At 39.5% G+C, this 18,370-nt stretch carries 20 protein-coding genes and 1 other annotated feature; of the genes, 1 reads left to right on the forward strand and 19 read right to left on the reverse strand.

The window, feature by feature from the left end; translation table 11 throughout:
• Positions 1 to 146: 146 nt before the first annotated feature.
• From LCM09_RS01890 to LCM09_RS01910, 5 genes are all read right to left on the reverse strand, one after another.
• Positions 147 to 1,118 carry an ROK family glucokinase gene (locus LCM09_RS01890; RefSeq protein ID WP_404800775.1) on the reverse strand — a complete coding sequence of 324 codons (972 nt, stop codon included), beginning with the start codon at positions 1,116 to 1,118 and terminating at the stop codon, positions 147 to 149.
• Positions 1,119 to 1,137: 19 nt separating this feature from the next.
• Entirely contained in the window at positions 1,138 to 1,887 is a 750-nt protein-coding gene (gene nfsA / locus LCM09_RS01895) for an oxygen-insensitive NADPH nitroreductase (protein ID WP_224878410.1), read from the reverse strand.
• Positions 1,880 to 2,086 carry a YqgQ family protein gene (locus LCM09_RS01900; RefSeq protein WP_224878412.1) on the reverse strand — a complete coding sequence of 69 codons (207 nt, stop codon included), beginning with the start codon at positions 2,084 to 2,086 and terminating at the stop codon, positions 1,880 to 1,882. Before LCM09_RS01900 ends, nfsA begins: the two co-directional genes overlap by 8 nt.
• Before the next feature lie 95 nt (positions 2,087 to 2,181).
• Entirely contained in the window at positions 2,182 to 3,645 is a 1,464-nt protein-coding gene (locus tag LCM09_RS01905; RefSeq protein WP_224878414.1) for a spore germination protein, read from the reverse strand.
• Between the two features lie 100 nt (positions 3,646 to 3,745).
• A complete protein-coding gene (locus tag LCM09_RS01910) occupies positions 3,746 to 4,798 on the reverse strand; it encodes a M42 family metallopeptidase (protein ID WP_224878416.1) in 1,053 nt (350 codons plus the stop codon).
• 109 nt (positions 4,799 to 4,907) lie between these two features.
• Between LCM09_RS01910 and LCM09_RS01915 the strand changes: the two genes are divergently transcribed.
• Positions 4,908 to 5,804 (forward strand): hypothetical protein, encoded by an 897-nt coding sequence (locus LCM09_RS01915; protein ID WP_224878418.1) that lies wholly within the window; start codon positions 4,908 to 4,910, stop codon positions 5,802 to 5,804.
• On the opposite strand, the gene LCM09_RS01920 is transcribed toward LCM09_RS01915, so the two are convergent.
• From LCM09_RS01920 to LCM09_RS01985, 14 genes are all read right to left on the reverse strand, one after another.
• Positions 5,801 to 6,511, reverse strand: a complete 711-nt coding sequence (locus LCM09_RS01920; RefSeq protein ID WP_224878420.1) for an HAD family hydrolase — start codon at positions 6,509 to 6,511, stop codon at positions 5,801 to 5,803. The genes LCM09_RS01915 and LCM09_RS01920 overlap by 4 nt on opposite strands.
• Before the next feature lie 41 nt (positions 6,512 to 6,552).
• Complete coding sequence (locus LCM09_RS01925; RefSeq protein ID WP_224878422.1) at positions 6,553 to 6,726, reverse strand: hypothetical protein; 174 nt, start codon at positions 6,724 to 6,726, stop codon at positions 6,553 to 6,555.
• Positions 6,727 to 6,783: 57 nt separating this feature from the next.
• Positions 6,784 to 8,169: a Na+/H+ antiporter NhaC gene (nhaC, locus tag LCM09_RS01930; protein ID WP_224878423.1), complete on the reverse strand. Its 1,386-nt coding sequence runs from the start codon at positions 8,167 to 8,169 to the stop codon at positions 6,784 to 6,786.
• 80 nt (positions 8,170 to 8,249) lie between these two features.
• Positions 8,250 to 8,454 (reverse strand) — a binding site (T-box leader).
• Positions 8,455 to 8,573: 119 nt separating this feature from the next.
• Entirely contained in the window at positions 8,574 to 9,593 is a 1,020-nt protein-coding gene (locus LCM09_RS01935; RefSeq protein ID WP_224878425.1) for a ThiF family adenylyltransferase, read from the reverse strand.
• Positions 9,590 to 10,183: a molybdenum cofactor guanylyltransferase gene (gene mobA / locus LCM09_RS01940; RefSeq protein WP_224878428.1), complete on the reverse strand. Its 594-nt coding sequence runs from the start codon at positions 10,181 to 10,183 to the stop codon at positions 9,590 to 9,592. The genes LCM09_RS01935 and mobA overlap by 4 nt, the downstream gene beginning before the upstream one ends.
• Positions 10,180 to 10,953 (reverse strand): DUF92 domain-containing protein, encoded by a 774-nt coding sequence (locus LCM09_RS01945; RefSeq protein WP_224878430.1) that lies wholly within the window; start codon positions 10,951 to 10,953, stop codon positions 10,180 to 10,182. Before LCM09_RS01945 ends, mobA begins: the two co-directional genes overlap by 4 nt.
• Complete coding sequence (locus tag LCM09_RS01950) at positions 10,950 to 11,516, reverse strand: 5-formyltetrahydrofolate cyclo-ligase (RefSeq protein WP_224878432.1); 567 nt, start codon at positions 11,514 to 11,516, stop codon at positions 10,950 to 10,952. The genes LCM09_RS01945 and LCM09_RS01950 overlap by 4 nt, the downstream gene beginning before the upstream one ends.
• An 80-nt stretch (positions 11,517 to 11,596) precedes the next feature.
• Positions 11,597 to 11,746, reverse strand: a complete 150-nt coding sequence (rpmG, locus tag LCM09_RS01955; protein WP_136947542.1) for a 50S ribosomal protein L33 — start codon at positions 11,744 to 11,746, stop codon at positions 11,597 to 11,599.
• Positions 11,747 to 11,833: 87 nt separating this feature from the next.
• Positions 11,834 to 13,807, reverse strand: a complete 1,974-nt coding sequence (locus LCM09_RS01960) for a glycoside hydrolase family 15 protein (RefSeq protein WP_224878434.1) — start codon at positions 13,805 to 13,807, stop codon at positions 11,834 to 11,836.
• 121 nt (positions 13,808 to 13,928) lie between these two features.
• Positions 13,929 to 14,588 carry a phosphate signaling complex protein PhoU gene (gene phoU / locus LCM09_RS01965; RefSeq protein WP_224878436.1) on the reverse strand — a complete coding sequence of 220 codons (660 nt, stop codon included), beginning with the start codon at positions 14,586 to 14,588 and terminating at the stop codon, positions 13,929 to 13,931.
• A gap of 21 nt (positions 14,589 to 14,609) precedes the next feature.
• Entirely contained in the window at positions 14,610 to 15,434 is an 825-nt protein-coding gene (gene pstB, locus LCM09_RS01970) for a phosphate ABC transporter ATP-binding protein PstB (RefSeq protein ID WP_224878438.1), read from the reverse strand.
• A 45-nt stretch (positions 15,435 to 15,479) separates the two neighbouring features.
• The gene (gene pstA, locus LCM09_RS01975) at positions 15,480 to 16,358 is read right to left on the reverse strand and encodes a phosphate ABC transporter permease PstA (protein WP_224878440.1); all 879 of its coding nucleotides are present in this window, start codon (positions 16,356 to 16,358) and stop codon (positions 15,480 to 15,482) included.
• Positions 16,358 to 17,290 carry a phosphate ABC transporter permease subunit PstC gene (gene pstC / locus LCM09_RS01980; protein ID WP_224878442.1) on the reverse strand — a complete coding sequence of 311 codons (933 nt, stop codon included), beginning with the start codon at positions 17,288 to 17,290 and terminating at the stop codon, positions 16,358 to 16,360. Before pstC ends, pstA begins: the two co-directional genes overlap by 1 nt.
• A gap of 84 nt (positions 17,291 to 17,374) precedes the next feature.
• A complete protein-coding gene (locus tag LCM09_RS01985) occupies positions 17,375 to 18,322 on the reverse strand; it encodes a PstS family phosphate ABC transporter substrate-binding protein (RefSeq protein ID WP_224878444.1) in 948 nt (315 codons plus the stop codon).
• Between the last annotated feature and the right edge of the window lie 48 nt (positions 18,323 to 18,370).

The following is an 18,370-nucleotide window of genomic DNA, read 5'->3' on the forward strand; positions in this document are numbered from 1 at the left end:
TTTAAAACCTTGTCTTTTCCCTACTAATAATAACGATTTATGATGCAAAAAAGTTTCATTATGGGTTATTTTACATAAAAAAAGAAGAGGCCAAACTCTTCTGACCTCTTATTTTCCCTTATTTCTCATAAGTTAAACATATCTAATCAGGACTTTTGCATTATTTTCGTTTTAACAAGCCATGCTCCACCAATGACGCCTGCGTCATTTCCGAGTGTAGCGATCGCAAAATCAGCACCTTCTTTTACCCTTGGTAGCGCAAATTTCTGAAATTCTTTCTTGAGTGGTGTTAAAAGCGCATCTCCTGCTTTTGAAACACCTCCACCTATAACAATTTTGGAAGGATTCAACGCGTTAGCAAGGTTCCCAATAGCTAGACCTAAATGGAAGGTCGTTATGTGAACGACTTCTGTTGCATGAGCATCACCTGATCCGTATGCTTCGAATACATCTCGTGCAGTTATTTCGTCCTTGTTATGTAGCAAACTTTCAGGGTAGGAATCGATCGTATCTTTTGCTGTTCTGACTATGCCTGTTGCAGAGGCAACTGTTTCCAGACAGCCAGTTTTTCCACAGTTACACTGTACTCCACCATCAGTTATTGAGGTAATATGTCCAATCTCCCCTGCCATTCCATTCGTTCCATGAATGATTGCACCTCTTGAGATTATTCCACCACCAACTCCTGTGCCGAGTGTGACACAAAGGAGGTCTTGCGCACCGTCCCCAGCTCCTCTCCACATTTCACCAAGAGCAGCGATGTTAGCGTCGTTATCAATAATGACTGGTAATCCTGTTTCGATCTCTAGCTTGTCTTTTAAAGGAAAATCTTTCCACCCGATATTTACTGCTTGATAAATAAACCCAGTTTCCATTTCGATAAACCCAGGTGCACCCATACCGATTCCAACAAAACGGTCATTTGATACGCCTACCTCTGTCATCTTATCATCTAGTGCTCTTGCGATATGTGTAGTGATATGACGCCCCTCATCACTTTTATCTGTTGGGATTTCCCATTTATTCTGAATCTCTCCATAATAATCAATAAATGCAAGCTTTATTGTAGTGCCTCCTAAATCGACGCCAATAAACCATTTTTTCTCGACCATCATCATCCACCTTTTTTTCTCTATATTATTTTAATGGGAAGCCTTTGTTTTGTAGAAACTTCTTCATATATGTTCGTACTGGTTTTGATAATTTATTTGCCATAAGGGAAGTCCATCCAGCATTTCGCTGTCCTTTTGTCCGATCATGATAATAAGAAGATATTGTAGCATCATACTCTTCCAAGCCCTTGATAAACTCTTCTTTATTCGGCTCATATTCGTCCTCGTGATAAATGTTATGAATTGGTAATCGAGGTTTTTTGTCGGGAGTCTGAGCAGGATAGCCAACACACAAACCAAATAATGGTATCACTTTAGAAGGAAGATTTAAAAGGTCACTTACTTCAGCAAGTGAATTTCTAAGTCCACCAATATAGCAAATGCCAAGACCCATCGATTCAGCTGCTATTGTTGCATTTTGAGCAGCTAATGAAGCGTCGATCAAACCAACCATAAATTTCTCTGTTGACTCAGTCGTTTCAGTAATATCGATATCATGCAGTCTAGCCGCTTCATGGTGACGATTATAATCCGCACAGAAAACAAAGAAGTGCCCATTTTCCCGAACGTAACTCTGGTTTCCAGCAAGTTCAGCTAGCTTTTTCTTCTTGGCATCATCTTTTACACCAATGATTGAATACGCCTGAATATAACTGGATGTTGAAGCTGCTTGAGCCGAGCGTACAATTGTATGAATCTGTTCATCAGTTAAAGGTTTGTTTTCAAACGCTCTTATCGATCGATGTTCAAGAAGTGTATTAATTGTTTCATTCATTTTTGTCCCTCTCTTTTTGCATTTCGGCTTTTAAGATCATTCTTGATTCGAGATATAACTCTTGTTCGATCATTTTCATTTCATATAGTTCATGTAATTCTTCTTCCATTAGTTCAAGATCACCTAATCTGCTTCCCGTATAGACGATCATACCGAACTTCTTTAGTAGTTGTTGTACTTCAAAGAGTGTTTTTTTCATTTTTCTCACCACGTTTATTATAGCAATCCACACACTTAAGTAAAATGATAAACACAAATAAAGACATCCTCACAAAATGGAGAATGCCTTATGTCTTATCGATCTGGGTCTTTTGGATGAAGTACAGTCGGTCTTCTATTCTTTATCGGCATAGGCGAGCGTAGAATAACATCTCGAAATGCACGATAGGAAAACGGAATAAATGGCCATAAGTAAGGAATATGAAATGATTTTGTCCGGATTAGCAAAAGGATCCATAATGTGATTCCAATCGAAAAGCCTACCACTCCAAATGCTGCAGTTACAATTAATAATCCTATTCTAACGATACGATTTGCTAGGCTAAGCTCATAAGATGGTGTAGCAAAGGTTCCCATAGCTGCTAATGCCAGATATAAGATCACTTCATTGATAAACAATCCAACCTCAACTGCTACTTGTCCTATTAGAACAGCTGCAACAAGACCGAGCGCTGTCGCAAGTGACGACGGTGTATGAATTGTCGCCATCCTTAATATGTCTAGCCCCACTTCTATCAACAAAAACTGAAGGAAGATTGGTATCGTACCAGTTTCATCTGCTCCAATAAACCTCATGTTCCCACCTAGTAAATCCGGGTTTGATGCAAACAAATACCATAATGGCAAGATAAAGATTCCAATCCACACAGCAATAAAACGAATTAGTCTAAGATATGCTCCTACAAGTGGCTTTTGCCTGTATTCTTCAGAATGTTGAAGGTGATGCCAAAACGTCGTGGGAGTAATCAACACACTCGGTGAGCCATCCACAAAAATTAATACGTGACCTTCGTATAGGTGAACTGCTGCAGTATCTGGTCGTTCTGTATACCTTACGAGAGGATAGGGATTCAATGGGCGTCCACAAATGAACTCTTCCACTGTCTTTTCTGCCATAGGAATCCCGTCTGTATCAATTTTCTTTAAAGACTCTTTGATTCTATTCACGATAGACGGATCCGCGATGTCTTCGATATAACTTATACACACATCTGTTTTAGAACGTCTTCCAATCTGCGTATATTCCATCCTAAGCGTTTTATCTCGAACTCTTCTTCTCGTAAGTGATGTATTAAAAACGATTGTTTCAACAAAACCGTCCCTAGCTCCTCTAGTAACCCTCTCTAAGTCAGGTTCCTGAGGTCCCCTTACCGGATAGGTTCTAGCATCGATCATGATAACTTCATCGATTCCATCGACTACGAGGGCCGTTGGACCTGATAATATAAGATCGATGACAGTGTCGAGATCATTCTGTTTATCAATCTCCACATATGGTAAATGCACTTGCATTAACTTTTCTAATGGATCTGGCTCTAGTTGGTCTGGCTCTAGTTGCGATAACAACTTCATCAAATAATGCAGGATATCATCTTTAACAAAACCATCTATTAAGAACATCGCCATACTTCTACCAGCATATTGAAGGTCAAGCTGAATAACATCGAAACTTTTCCCAACACCGAGCTCATTATGTAAATACTCCACGTTATGCGCAAAAGATTTCGTAACAGGATGCTCAATTCTATTTTCAGACATACATGCCCCTCCTCATATCCATCATTAACCAATTGAATGTCGTGCATACATGAATAATAATTGGGCACAAAAAAAATCAGCCGAAGTGGCTGATTTCGAATTAATCGATCATTGAAGACTGAAGGTACTGATAAATCAGTTCTGCAGTATGGAGCATCGAAGACTCGTGAGTACGCTCATATGCATGTGAAGCATCGATCCCTGGCCCGATAAGAGCATGGCGTATATCAGCACCAGCCCGAATAGCAGCAGAAGCGTCAGAACCGTAATATGGATAAATATCTACTTTGTAGTCTATGTTGAATTCTTCAGCAAGGTTAACTAACTGATTTCTAAGTCTGTAATGGTATGGACCACTTGAATCTTTCGCACATATAGAAACAGTAAATTCGTCAGACGCTTGTCCATCGCCAAGAGCGCCCATATCAACTGCTATATATTCAATCGTTTCTGTTGGAATGTTTGAATTCCCACCATAACCGATTTCCTCGTTATTTGAAATAAGGAAGTGCGTCGTATATGGCAGCGTCACATTGTCTTCTTTTAGTTTCTTAATGATTGCGAGAAGTAAAGCCACACTCGCTTTATCATCTAGGTGTCTCGATTTAATAAAACCACTATCAGTTAGCTGAACTCTCGGATCAAACGAAGTGAAATCTCCTATATTGATTCCAAGTTGTAAGACATCCTCTTTAGAATGTACTCGCTCATCTAACCGGACTTCCATGTTCTTTTCATCTCTTTTAATTTCGCCATTATTCTGATAAACGTGGACAGACGTTTGATGAAGTAAGATTGTGCCCGTGTACCTTTTACCTGAGGAGGTGATGATTTCACAATACTCCCCTTCGATCGCATTCCATCTGAAACCACCGATGAGAGATAGCTTAAGTCGTCCATCACTCTTAATATCTTTCACCATTGCCCCTAGCGTATCAACGTGTGCAGTTAGCATACGATGTTTGGAAGTATCTTCTCCTTCGATCGTGGTGATGAGTCCACCCTTATTATTTCTTCTACTTTTCATGCCGAATTCTTGTAGTCTTCCTTCAACCCAACTGATCACTTCATCTGTATATCCTGAAGGGCTAGGAATGCTAACTAATTCTTTAGTCGTTTGTAATAATTCATCCGCTTTAAAATGATTGTTCATTCAAGTGCCTCCCTTTTCTCTCCCACCAACAGTCCCGCGTTTTACCTCTACTAAAAATCAATTTCCCATCATAGTATGATGACAAGCTTATTAATTTTGGAGGTTTGGGATGATTAAAAAAATACATTATATCATCATGCTTAGTTTGATAGGATTTTTTGCACTCATCCTCATAAACACAAACAGCAATCCTGTGAGGGAATCTTTTATATATTTTCCTCCTGATCCAGACACAACGTTTGAATCAGCAAAAACCTCACTTTCCATCTTAACGCAGGAAGATGAAGATGAATACACACTAAGCCTGAAAACAGAGTCTAAATTAAGTGATACTGCCTATTTAAGGCAAGACATTACGATGCTTTATGAAGAAGGTCGCTTATTAGAAACAATGTCCAAGTGGGAAGAAAACATAAAAAAACTTACCAACAAAAAGAAAATAAAGAGTGAAGATAGCGGTCATTATGAAGCAGTATCCTATCATTATGGTGAGATTCATTATCCTAATGATGTTATTAAAAGCGCTCAAGAGATGAGCTATGCTCAACTATATGTAATTGATTCTCCAATGACACCGCTTGAATCGTTCAAGGAGCCTACTAGTCAAGAGGAAGTAGAGTGGAAAAAGCTCCTCGATCATGCAGTCTCTCAACAGTCTCAGGTCGTTTTTCAATCATTGATCGACCAGTTCCAAATTAATGCAGAAGATTATTACATCATACCCTTGACCAAATTACACAACTATCAAGATGCACCATTACCTGGTTTGACTAAGAAACAATCCGTAGACGCAATAGGTGGAATATGGGAAGGGATATACAAATATTATTTTTTAGGAACTCAGCCTGAAGAAGGGGAAGTTGAATCCCCTATCGGAAGCACCGTTCCATATATTTTGCTTCATAAAGATTCACCGTATTTGTTAGTTCTTTATCAAACAAAAAGCGGAAAGAATGTTCAACTGATTCAATATCTAAACAAACCTATCATTAGAGAACCAAGCTAGAGGTTTGCAAGGATTACTGTTGAGACCTCATTGAAGGTAGTCACTTCTGGAATAGTCGAATTAGATGGTCTCTTATCTGTGTCTCTAGAATTGAAATAAATAACATCAAACCCAGCTTCTATGGCCGGCCTTACATCTTGATTCAATGAATCTCCAACGTAGAGGAAGTTTCCTTCCTCTTCTTTTGCATAATTAAAGATTTGAGGATCTGGCTTAGATAACCCCACATGCTGTGATATATAAATATTTTCATTATTGAACCATCGATCTAAACGTAATTCTTTAATCTTTGAGCGTTGTATTTCGTCGGAACCATTCGTAATGATTCCTAATAATACTGGTTGATTTGAAAGTTTCGTTAGAAGCTCCTCAACACCTGGAAATAACTCCGAGAAAGTCGCTACATTCCATTCATAATTTGATTGAAAATCTAGAGCTTCCTCAGCATTACTGTTAATATTAAAGCTCTCATTTGCTGATTGAAATCGATTAATTTGATACGTTTCTCTAGACCAGCTTCCAGATTCATAATGATCCCAATAGTCATCACAGTACCTTTTGAAAACCTCAAACCATTTTTCAGGTGAAACAGAAGCTTTTTTTCTTCTGAGCATCTTCTCCGCAAAGTGTAGCATTGTTTTTCGGAAAGCCTTCTCATGGTCGTAGAGCGTGTTATCTAAATCAAAATAAATATGTGTCCAATACATGTTTTTCACCACCTAAAAAACCCCTGCCCTATGGCAGAGATTTAAGATAAAAACGAAGAAAACAGCTTTTTGCTAACACCAGGGATTTTCAATGTATTTCCTACTACAAAGCGTCTCACCACCGCAATGCCAAGTAAGCTGTTTGTTATTCTATAACGGTATTCATAAATCACGATCACTAACGAAAACAGTAAGATCAATCTAGAAATTCTCATGAATGGTTTCCTCCTGAAACAGTATGTTAGTACTACTGTTTACAGGAGGGGCTTGTTTTATCCATTTTGAATTGTATTAGCGTTTTTGAAACGTACATCATTCACATACCCTAATACAATTGTGAAAATCGGAGATAGCCACAAGAATATAGCGAACGGTAAATAACTTAGTACTGAAACACCTAACGTCTCTGCAAAAAACGCTCCTGAGACTCCCCAAGGTATAAGTGGGTTCACTAACGTTCCAGCATCCTCAAGTGTTCTAGATAGGTATTTCCTATCGACTCCTGCTTTGTCAAAGAATGGCTCAAACGTTTGCCCAGGCAGTAATATCGATAAATATTGCTCACCTGTTAATAAATTCACTCCAATAGCAGAGCCTGCTGTAGCTGATATCAAATGGCCTTTTCGGTTTAATAATTTTGTTAAACCTGTCATCAGGGCTTGGATAATCCCAAGAACCTGCAGGACCCCCCCTAGTGCAAGTGCTAGTAAAATTAAGGAAACACTCCACATCATTGATTGTAAGCCACCTCGATTAATAATTCCATTAACTAGCTCACTCGATGTCTCAAGCACAAACCCATTCTGCATCGTATTGATAATTGCCGTCAGAGAAAAAACACCCTGAGCCCCAATTGCAACTAGAATCCCTGCAATCAAGCCAGAAACTAAAGTTAATAACACGGGTACACGCATTAGAGCTAAAATTAGTACGACCAATGGTGGTAGTAGCGTCCAAAACGATAAGGTAAACTCACTTGATAATACAGAGAGAGCTGTCGATAAATCTTCAGGGTTCACAGAAGTTGAAAACTGATTACTCATAATGAAAAAGAATATAATCGTAACAATAATTGCAGGAATCGTCGTATTCATCATGTGTCTTATATGCGTAAAGAGATTTACTCCTGATACAGCCGGAGCAAAGTTCGTCGTATCCGATAATGGCGACATCTTATCTCCAAAACATGCACCAGAGATAACAGCTCCAGCTGCTAAAGCGGGATTAACTCCCATCGCAGTCCCGATCCCCATCATCGCTATACCTATCGTACCAATCGTTGTGAATGAGCTTCCAGTAAAGCTCGAGACGATAATCGTAATAATTAGAGCGCTAATTAAAAACCATTCTGGTTGAATAAACTTCAATCCACCAAACAGAAGGGCAGGAACTGTCCCACTTTGCATCCATATGGCAATCATCATTCCTACTATGAATAGAATTAGCACGGGCTTTAATCCGGTTGTAATACTATCCAGTAAGCCTTTTTCTATGTTTTCCCACTTGATTCCCCTCACAAGTCCAAAGATACTTACGCCTACGATGCCAACAAATAGTGGCATGTGGGGTTCTACCCCCATAATAATAATACTGAAAAGCATCCAGCCCATGAGAAGCGAAATAACGATGAGCGCGGATGAAAACGATAATTTCTTCACAACTTAACTCTCCCTTTTTTTATAACTATTACTCAGTTTGTCCTAACACTATTTTTCCCATAAAAAAATCCCTTCTAAAAAGAAGGGACGAATTTGATCGCGGTACCACCCTAGTTGACAGCAAATGCTGTCCTCTCAAGTTCCATCATAACGACAGGATTGCCGGGTGTATTTTCACCAAGTTCCTCAGCTGTAAGTTCACTTCATGATTGCCCCGATTCACACCTACCAACGGGTCTCTGCTGCTGCTCATCATAAGCTACTCGACTGAATCATAACTTTTGTGCTTTTATGCTTTTGCGCGTTTAAGTAATACTGATATTTTATACCTGATACTTTAGTCTGTCAAGACAAAATAATGCCATACAAAAATGAAAAAAGCACCAGTATACTTTGGTGCTCCGTTACATGCCTATATACCTAGAATAAAGAGCTTTCGCACGACCACTGTCGCTCGTACCTTGAACAAGTACTCGCCCGTCGGGGAAAATAACTAACCTCTCCCCTTCTTCGAGTTCTGCTTTAAGTAGGAACGGTGTTTTCTTTACTTTAGCTATATTCTCTAACTTGTTCGACCATTCTGTTAGATCAAAGGTCTTTTCAATCTTAATCTGTATCGTTTCTCTCCCACAAAGTGAAGCTATATTATCTGTGGCGCCATGGTGTAATGCAGGATACTCCTTCTTCTGACAAGCTTTGCAGTCTGCTTTAGGGGACGAATACTTCATTGAATACGTGTGGTTGTTCCATAAATCAACTGTGAGTAAGCAACGAGTAAGTTTGTCATGGGCACCTACGACGTATTTCATTGCTTCTGTCACTTGATATGACGCGATAACATCAACAATAGGTGATATGACACCAATCGTATCACACGTCTCGCCAGTAGTAGAATCAGAGCCTTGTATGAAGCATCGTAAACAAGGTGTTTCGCCCGGAATGAAGAGTGCAGTCATTCCCCTCGAACTAACAGCACCTCCATAAACGTAAGGCACACCTGTCTTAAATGCTGCATCATTCAATAAAAAACGAGTCGAAAAATTATCGGTACCATCCATGACCATATCGATTCCATCTAATAACTCAATGATGTTTGAAGCATCCACATCAGCAGTAATCGCCTCAATCGTTACTTCTGAATTCATCTTTTCGAGCTTATTTTTAGCAGCCACCGCTTTAGGTAATGCAGCTTCTACATCATTCTCGTCAAATAGCATTTGTCTTTGCAAATTACTTTTCTCAACATAATCACGATCAACGATTCTAACTTTCCCAAAACCCGCTCTTACCATATGATTGGCTATCGCAGTTCCAAGTGCGCCCATTCCAACGATCAAAATACTCGTATCACCAAACTTCTTTTGACCCTCTTCTCCAATTTGAGAGAATAACATCTGACGTGAATAACGCTGGTATTGACTCATCCCTCTCTCCCCCTTCGGATTTCAGTATAGTCTTCTTTTGTATTAACATTACTAAACAAATGTGATGACTCATTAAACGCTACATATCGAGTGTTCAACTGTTCTAAAACATCCATAACACGCTTGCTACCAAGTTGTAGTTTCTGGTCGATCATCTCTTTACACGCATATCTGTACACTGCACATAACGGCTGAATGCGACCATTTGCTACTGGAATAATAGCATCCGCATTTGGATAACGCTCCGCTTCATCTAAAAGTTTAGAAAAGAGTTCAGCAGTTACAAGTGGCATATCGCAAGCAACGACAACGTAATTGGCTGCTTTCTTTGTATTCATCGCCGTCAACATCCCTGCTAATGGGCCGTTTCCAGACAAATTCTGTTCATCCGTTATAACTTCTACTTTCTTAAGGATTTGGAACCTATTTATTAGCTCAGGCTTTGTCACGACAATGCTTTCGTTCACATGTAATTCTAGTTCATTCAATATCTTTGAATAGAAAGGAACACCTTCATAGTCTATGAACGCTTTATCACTACCAAACCTACGTGATGCTCCTCCGGCTAATAACACGCCACATATTCTCATAAAAACCAAACACCTCCTGCTAGACCTCCGCACACAGAAGAAATTATGTTTACAGCATCATTATTTATACCACGTACTCCTCGTGTTTGAATCGTTTTGTGACCACAATGATAGTGGTGTTCAGTTTTTATCTCGCAACGTTCACAGTAGAACTCTTCCTGGATTGTAGCACCGATGATTGTGTCTAATAAGCAACCTAGTATTCCAGCGAATGTTGCGGCAAGGAATAGGGAAGAGGAAAATCCAAAAAGAAGAAAACCGACTCCCGATAATAATGAGGCTGCTACGATCGAGGCTAGAAATCCTAGGATACTTACAGCTCCGGATGTTCCTCTAGGTACTAATTTAAGATTCAGAATATGAAATGGAGGTTTTTTTGAGAGCACACCTATTTCTGAAGCCCATGTATCTGCGATCGATGTCGCTAGAGCAGAAATAAAAAAAGCTAACCACCATGTGGAAGGAAAAATCCCCATCATTAGTCCAGCAAATGCTGCAGCACCCCCGTTAGCGAAAACTTGAGCCTCGTCTCTCGCTGCTCCTTTTACCACAATTTGGTTGATAGTGTTTTTTCGTTCGCATTTGTATTTGCTCCAACCTGTTGAAGTCACAAAAAATACGCCGAGGAGAACTAATCCTCTCCAGCCAAAACCAAACGCTACAGCTGTTCCTACAATAACCGAGGCTAAGGCACCCATTTTATTTAATGCATCCATTCTGAGCCCGAGTACCCCCGCGACAATACAAATGACAGAATAAAGGATAATCATGTGAAGGATAAGATCTTTTTATCAGTAATAAGAGCTCCAACGGGAAGGTCAAATGGCTCGACAGGTAATTCTTTGACTAATTGAATATCATAAGCTAAAGAAACTGTAGAGTTGTGATAGTGCTGAAGAAACCTGTCATAATAGCCTCCTCCAAACCCAATACGATACCCTCTTTCATCAAACAACAGGCCAGGAACGATCAATAACTGAATCTCTTCTGGTGAGCATTCTTCAGTTACTTCTGGTTTTGGTTCTTGCAAGCCGAAATACACTGTTTCTAACTCATTCCAACTAGTTAAATAACGAAATGTCATTGTTTTATCTTCTGGATGGCATTTTGGTACAGCTACTTTTTTGCCAACTGACCAAGCATGCTCAATAATTTTCCTCGTGTCCACTTCATTTTTCATAGCAATGGTTAACCCAATCGTATTCGCACTCTTATAAGGCTCATATGTAAATAGTTGTTCTAAAAGCTGATGGTCGTATTTGCTCTTCTCATCCTCGGAAAGCTCCTTCAATCGATCCTTCATTTCTGTACGCCATTTATGTTTTGTTTGCATTGGTCCCTCTCCCTTTTACGTGGTTACTATCAGTTTAAGGGAAAAATGACAAATAAAAAAGCAGTAGGATAACCTACTGCTTACTTTGTTTCGCGATGTAACGTGTGTTTCTTTAGTCTTGGGCTATATTTTTTAAGTTCAAGACGATCTGGGTTTGTACGTTTGTTCTTAGTAGTAATGTAGTTACGATCGCCAGTTTCAGTGCAAGCCAATGTAATTTGTACGCGCATGAATATCCCTCCAAATCCTATCAAACTGTTCATTTAACAACATACTTTATTATGATAACAAACAATTTCCGTTCTATCAAGTTGTTTTTAATGGTTAGATAGAGCTTTATATTTTTCAATATAATCTTTAACAACATCAACATAAGTCGAGTGTGACCAGGTAAGTGGCGCGACCGAAAGTGGCTTTCCTGTATAAGGGTTTACTTGCTCAGGAAGAATTCCACTTGAAAGGGAATGACGCTGTGCCCACTCGAGGTGTACCTTAGCTTTTGCTAGCTCTTCGATCGTTTTCGCTCGTGCGATCTTCCATTTCGCCATCCATAATGTACAAATAATCCACGGGTTCCCTGGAACTTCTTCAACATTTTGTGATTGTTGAAAGTAATAATCGCTAACGTAACGCGCTATACCACCGACAGATGTTTTTACAGAAAGACGCTCTTCTATTAATTCCATTGTCTTGACCATCCTAGGATCATCAGGTGGTAGAACTCCAAAGGCAAAAAGCCCAAAGACACTGCTTTCGATCGTATAATCTTTTGTAATTTCTTCTGTTTCACTGTTTGTATAAATTCCTCTAATAAAACACGATCGATCCTGATCATAGAGGTGTTTTTCGATCCCTTTTTTTATTTTTTCAGCACCTGCAAAATAGCTTTCTGCACGATCATCTTCACCGAAAAGGGTTGCAAATGAGTGAGCTGCCATAAGACCGCCATACGTAGCAGCAGCTGTAAAACTAAACACCCCTAGACGCTCTTCCCATAAGTCATATGATGGGAAAGGTAAATCCAGAGAGTCATCCATGTAATCCAGTAAAAACCTCGCTCCAGGACGAATAAGGTATTTATAGAGCGATTGTGCAAATTCAATATCCCCTGTCGACTGATAATGTTCCCAGAATGCCCATAAGACTAGTGCTGTCTCATCTTCTTGAATAGGAAGTTGCGAAGAACCTGTTCGGTCGATATAAGGATGCCAACTTGAACCTACCGATCCATCAGGATTATATTTATGGTGAAGGTATCCTTCTACAGACAATAGTTCAGCGCAACATCGATAGAAGTTTGATACCATACCATGATAACCAGCCTTTGATAAAGAAGCGGCAACAAGTGCCCCATCCCTTGGCCACATATAGCTATAATGGTCACGATTATAATGAAGGATATCTGAGTCATTGGCTGCAATGATTGTTCCATTCTGATTCGTTTGGGTTCGAACGATCAAAAGGCTACGTTTATAGAGTGATAATAGCTCTGGACTTAAGTCAGATTCAGGAATAATCGATTTGTTTACCCACCTATTCCAATACATGCGAATTTTCTCGAGGGTTAGTCGGGTGCCAATCTCACTAACATACGCATGAAGATTGCTGACTTCTTCTTTTGTTCTTCCAACAGTCATCCAATAATACGCAGTAGTCTCAGCTTTCCCAGCAATTTTGGTTTCGAGAGAGAAGGTACTATCTACAGACCCTTGTGCAATGGGATTCACATGCAAGTGGCCATCCTCAGCATCTCGCCACGTACCTTCTGCTGCTTGGAATCGCTTCACGCCAGTTGTATATTGTTCGATCCCAGCGCCATCCACCTCTCCATTAAAAAGAAAATACCTATATCTTTTATAATGAATAATCGATTTTGTATCCGGACAATAATATGCGGTATCCCCCACTTCCGTTTCATAAATATTTAAATCTTGGTGGAAGAACAATCGGACTTCTTTGTTTTTCTCTTCTAGATTTTGAATCGTAATCTTCCGAATCATCAACATTTCTCGTTGGTGTACACCTTCTTCAAATATGAGCTTTAAACCAAGATGAGGGTGATAAGCTGTACTATACGTGACCAGCGTGTCTTCATCATAATTGGGGTTAATTTCCCATTCTGATGAGTGGAGCCAAGAAAATTTCCCATCAACCCAAACTCCAATTCTGTTCGCATGTCCTTGTACATGATTTTGCTGACCTACATAAGGGTAGAAAATATCTCGAATTTGCAAGAATTGATCCATGTTGATCAAGAGCTGCCCATTCCCAATCACTAAGTGTCTTGGCATCTCGTCCCTCCTCGTCCACCATCTAGTTTAGTGTATTTCATAAAGAGTCGAGAGATTACTAGAGGAAGGAAGAAAGAATCACAAAAAAATCCACCTCCTCTAAAGGCAGGTGGATTTCTTATTATGAGTTCAAGTCGTATCGTTTACCTTTCACAACGTAAATGACACTTTCTGAAATGTTCGTACAGTGATCACCGATTCTTTCAATGTAACGACAGATGAATGCTAATTGCTGGATTTGACTGATGCTATCAGGGTATTTAGTCATAAGCTCTAGTAGCTCTTTTACTAAGCGTCCATACATATTATCGATTTCGTCATCAGCATCCGCTACATCTTTCGCTTGATTCACATCTTCTTCATAGAAAGAAGACAACACTTCTCTTAGCATGTTGTTTGCTTTTTCAGCAAGAGCAGGTATTTCCTCAATTGGTTTTACGAAAGGTTTATCGCCGATTCGGATGATCGACTTTGCGATGTTAACAGCCAAATCACCTACTCGTTCTACATCAGTAGAAATCTTTAGCGCGGAAATTAAACGACGTAAATCTGAAGCAAGAGGTTGCTCTTTTGCAATAAGCCAGATTACTTTTTCGTTAATCTCTTCTTCTAGCTCATTAATTTTGTGATCATTATCGATGATTTCAAGAGCTTTCTCTACATCTTGATTTTTCAATGCTTTTATCGAATCATCAACAGCGAGCTGAGCAAGAGAACCTAGCTCTAAAAGTTGAGCTTTGATTTCATCTAGTTGTTCTTGAAAATTTTCTCTAACTACCATATACAGTCACCCCCGAAATTTTTAACCGAAACGGCCAGTAATATAGTCTTCTGTGCGCTTATCTGATGGATTAGAAAACAGTTTGTTCGTGTCAGAAAACTCAACCACTTCACCGTTAAGGAAGAACGCAGTTTTGTCAGAGATTCGAGCTGCCTGCTGCATGTTATGCGTAACGATGATGATACTGAATTCTTTCTTCAATTCCTGAACAAGTTCCTCAACTTTTAGTGTGGAAATAGGGTCAAGAGCGGATGTTGGCTCATCCATCAAGATTACGTCTGGTTCGATCGCAAGACAACGCGCGATACAAAGACGCTGTTGTTGTCCTCCAGATAGACCGTACGCATTCTCATTTAATCGATCCTTTACTTCTTCCCATAGAGCTGCACCTTTTAAGCTTTTCTCTACGATTTCATCAAGTACTTTTTTATTCTTAATTCCGTGAATCTTCGGCCCATAAACCACGTTCTCATAAATGGATTTTGGAAATGGGTTTGGCTTTTGAAAAACCATTCCCACTTTTGTACGAAGATCTTCTACTTTATATTTATTATCAAAAATGTTGTTGTCTCGGTATTTGATGTCACCAGACATCTTCACGATTGGAACCATTTCTACCATACGGTTAAGTGCTTTAATGAAGGTTGATTTACCGCAACCAGATGGTCCGATAATTGCTGTAACCTGGTGTTCTGGAATATCAAAGCTAATATCAGTTAACGCCTGGTCTTTTCCATACCAAAGGTTAAAGTTCTCAATGCTATATACAGGCTGACCATCTTTTTTCTGTTCTACTTCCTTGCGAGGAGCTTTTTGGACCTTTTTTTCATCCATAATCGTTTTCATGATACTATTCCCCTTTTCATGTTGATGATTAGAGCATGACTTCTCTTATAATCGTTTTGAAAATTTATTACGAATTAACACAGCAATTGAATTCATGATCAATAGCATAACAAGTAGCACAATGATTCCTGCAGCTGCTACATCGTGGAATTCAGTCTGTGGACGACTTGTCCAGTTAAAAATCTGAATTGGCATAACCGTAAACCCAGATAGAAGGTTTTCAGGTAGATAAGCAACGAACGTAAGTGCACCGATCATAAGCAATGGGGCTGTTTCCCCAATTGCTCTCGATAGTGCCAATATTCCACCTGTCAAGATCCCAGGAATGGATGCAGGCAATACGACTCTTCGAATGGTTTGCCACTTCGTTGCTCCCATAGCGAAGGAAGCTTCTCTTAACTCCTTTGGTACAGAACGAATTGCTTCTTGTGCTGCTACCACGATAATAGGTAGAATCAATAAGCTCATCGTTAACCCACCTGCAAGTACACTGCGGCCCATCTCAAGCATACGAACAAAAACAGTAAGACCGAGCAAACCAAATACAATGGAAGGAACACCTGCTAAGTTTGAGATGTTCAACTGAATAAAGGTAGTAAACCGATTCTTCTTTGCGTATTCTTCAAGATAAATCGCTGTCCCAACTCCAATGATTAATGAAACGGGCGCAATTACTGCCATCACCCATAAAGAACCGAAAAAGGCAGCCTTTATCCCAGCTTTTTCAGGGAATCGTGATGCGAAGTTTTGGAAGAATTGTAAATCTAAATAACCAATTCCTTGAGTGAATATCCGATATAAAAGGATAACTAAAACAACGAGTGCAAAAAGAGTAGCCCCAAAAAAGACCCCTTTTAGAATGTTGTTCTTTGTTAACCTCGATTGCATATTTTTTTTAACTTTTGCCTGATCGATTAATTGCATTAGTATTCCTCCCTAAATCTACGAGAAATATATTGAGCGATGAGGTTCATGATTAGGGTGAATAAGAACAGCGTCATCCCTACTGCATAGATACTATAGTAGATCGTTGTACCAAATCCTGCATCTCCAAGACTAACTTGAACGATATATGAAGTCATTGTTTGAATTGACTCAGTAACATCCATTGTCAGTTTCGGAGTAGCACCACCCGCTACCGTTACAATCATTGTTTCACCGATTGCACGTGAAATGGCTAACACGAATGAAGCGATAATCCCAGACAATGCTGCAGGTAGAACGACTTTCACTGCAACTTCAAAACGTGTTGCACCTAGTCCGAGAGCACCCTCTCTAATTGCATTTGGTACTGAACTCATAGCATCTTCAGAAAGCGAAGCGACCATTGGTATAATCATGATACCCACTACAATACCAGGGCTTAGTGCATTGAACACAGGGAGACTCGGAATAACATTTTGCAATACAGGTGTCACAAAAGTTAAAGCAAAGAATCCATAAACGATCGTTGGGATTCCCGCTAATACTTCTAGAATCGGTTTAATAAATCGTCTTACACGATCAGTTGCATATTCACTCAAATAAATGGCAGCAGCTAATCCAAATGGAATAGCAACCAACATAGCAATTCCAGTTATCATAAGTGTACCTGAGATAAGTGGCCAAATACCGTAATCAGGATCACCTTCAAAGAACGGATACCAATCTTTGTTTGTAAAGAATTCTATAATAGAAACCCGATTAAAGAACGTGAAGGTTTCTACAATCAACGTAAAGACAATCCCTAACGTAGTAAGTACTGAAAGGATTGCACATAAAAGTAATAATCCTGGAACTAGTTTCTCCATGAAATTTAGACGAGTTTTTTGCTTTTCTTTTTTATCTTTTATCATCTGACGAATAGATCTTTCCATTCTAATACTCCCCCTCACACAAGAGCAAAACAGGTTAAAGTGAGGAGCTTTTACTCCTCACTACACCCGTTTTAATTTAATTCATTACTTTCCTGCAATTTCATCTAGCTTTTCAAGTGCTTCTGTATACTTTTCTTCAGGAAGTGCTACGTAACCAACAGCATCTGCCATCGCACCAGCATTTTCAAGTGCATACTTACTAAAGTCATACACTGCAGCGTCGTCTTTTACAGCAGAGTGCTTAACATAGTTGTATAGCGGACGAGAAAGTGGCTCGTAAGTTCCGTCTTGAATAGTTTCAGCACTAGGCTCGATTGCTTCGCCTTCGCCGTTTACAATTGGTACAACATTAAGGTTTTCTTTGTTTTCAAGATAGTAAGCATATCCGAAGAAAGCCATACCATTTTTAGAACCTGTAACGCCGTTTACAAGAACGTTATCGTCTTCAGAAAGTGTAGCTTCTTTATTCATTTGTTCTTCTTCTAGAACAACTTCATTGAAATAATCATAAGTACCAGAGTCAGTTCCTGGGCTATATAGCTTGATTTCTTCTTCAGGCCATTCAGAGTTAATGTCACTCCACATTGTAGCTTTACCAGTCCATACTTGCTTAAGTTGATCGATTGTCATCTTGTCTACCCAGTCGTTTTCTGAGTTTACTACGATTGTAAGACCATCTTTAGCAACTTCGAATTCAGTGTAGTCAATACCAGCTTCTTCTAGCGCTGAAACTTCTTCTTCCTTAATCGGACGAGAAGCGTTACTCATGTCAGTTTCACCGTTAGAGAACTTTTCAAATCCTCCGCCAGAACCGGAAACACCAACACTTACTTTTACTTTAGGTTGAACAGCAGCGTATTCTTCAGCAAGAGCTTCAAAAATCGGGAATACTGTGGAAGAACCGTCTACCATAACATCTCCAGATAATTCTTCTCCGTTACCAGACTCACCGCCTGTATTGTTTCCACAAGCTGCAGCCAATACCAATACGAATGACATTACTAGCATTAATGCGATGTTTTTAAACTTCATGTGCTCTTTCCCCCTAAATGGATGTGTTTTTTATGGGTCATTAGGACT

The sequence above is a fragment of the Guptibacillus algicola genome (assembly GCF_020171805.1).
Classification (GTDB): domain Bacteria; phylum Bacillota; class Bacilli; order Bacillales; family Guptibacillaceae; genus Guptibacillus; species Guptibacillus algicola.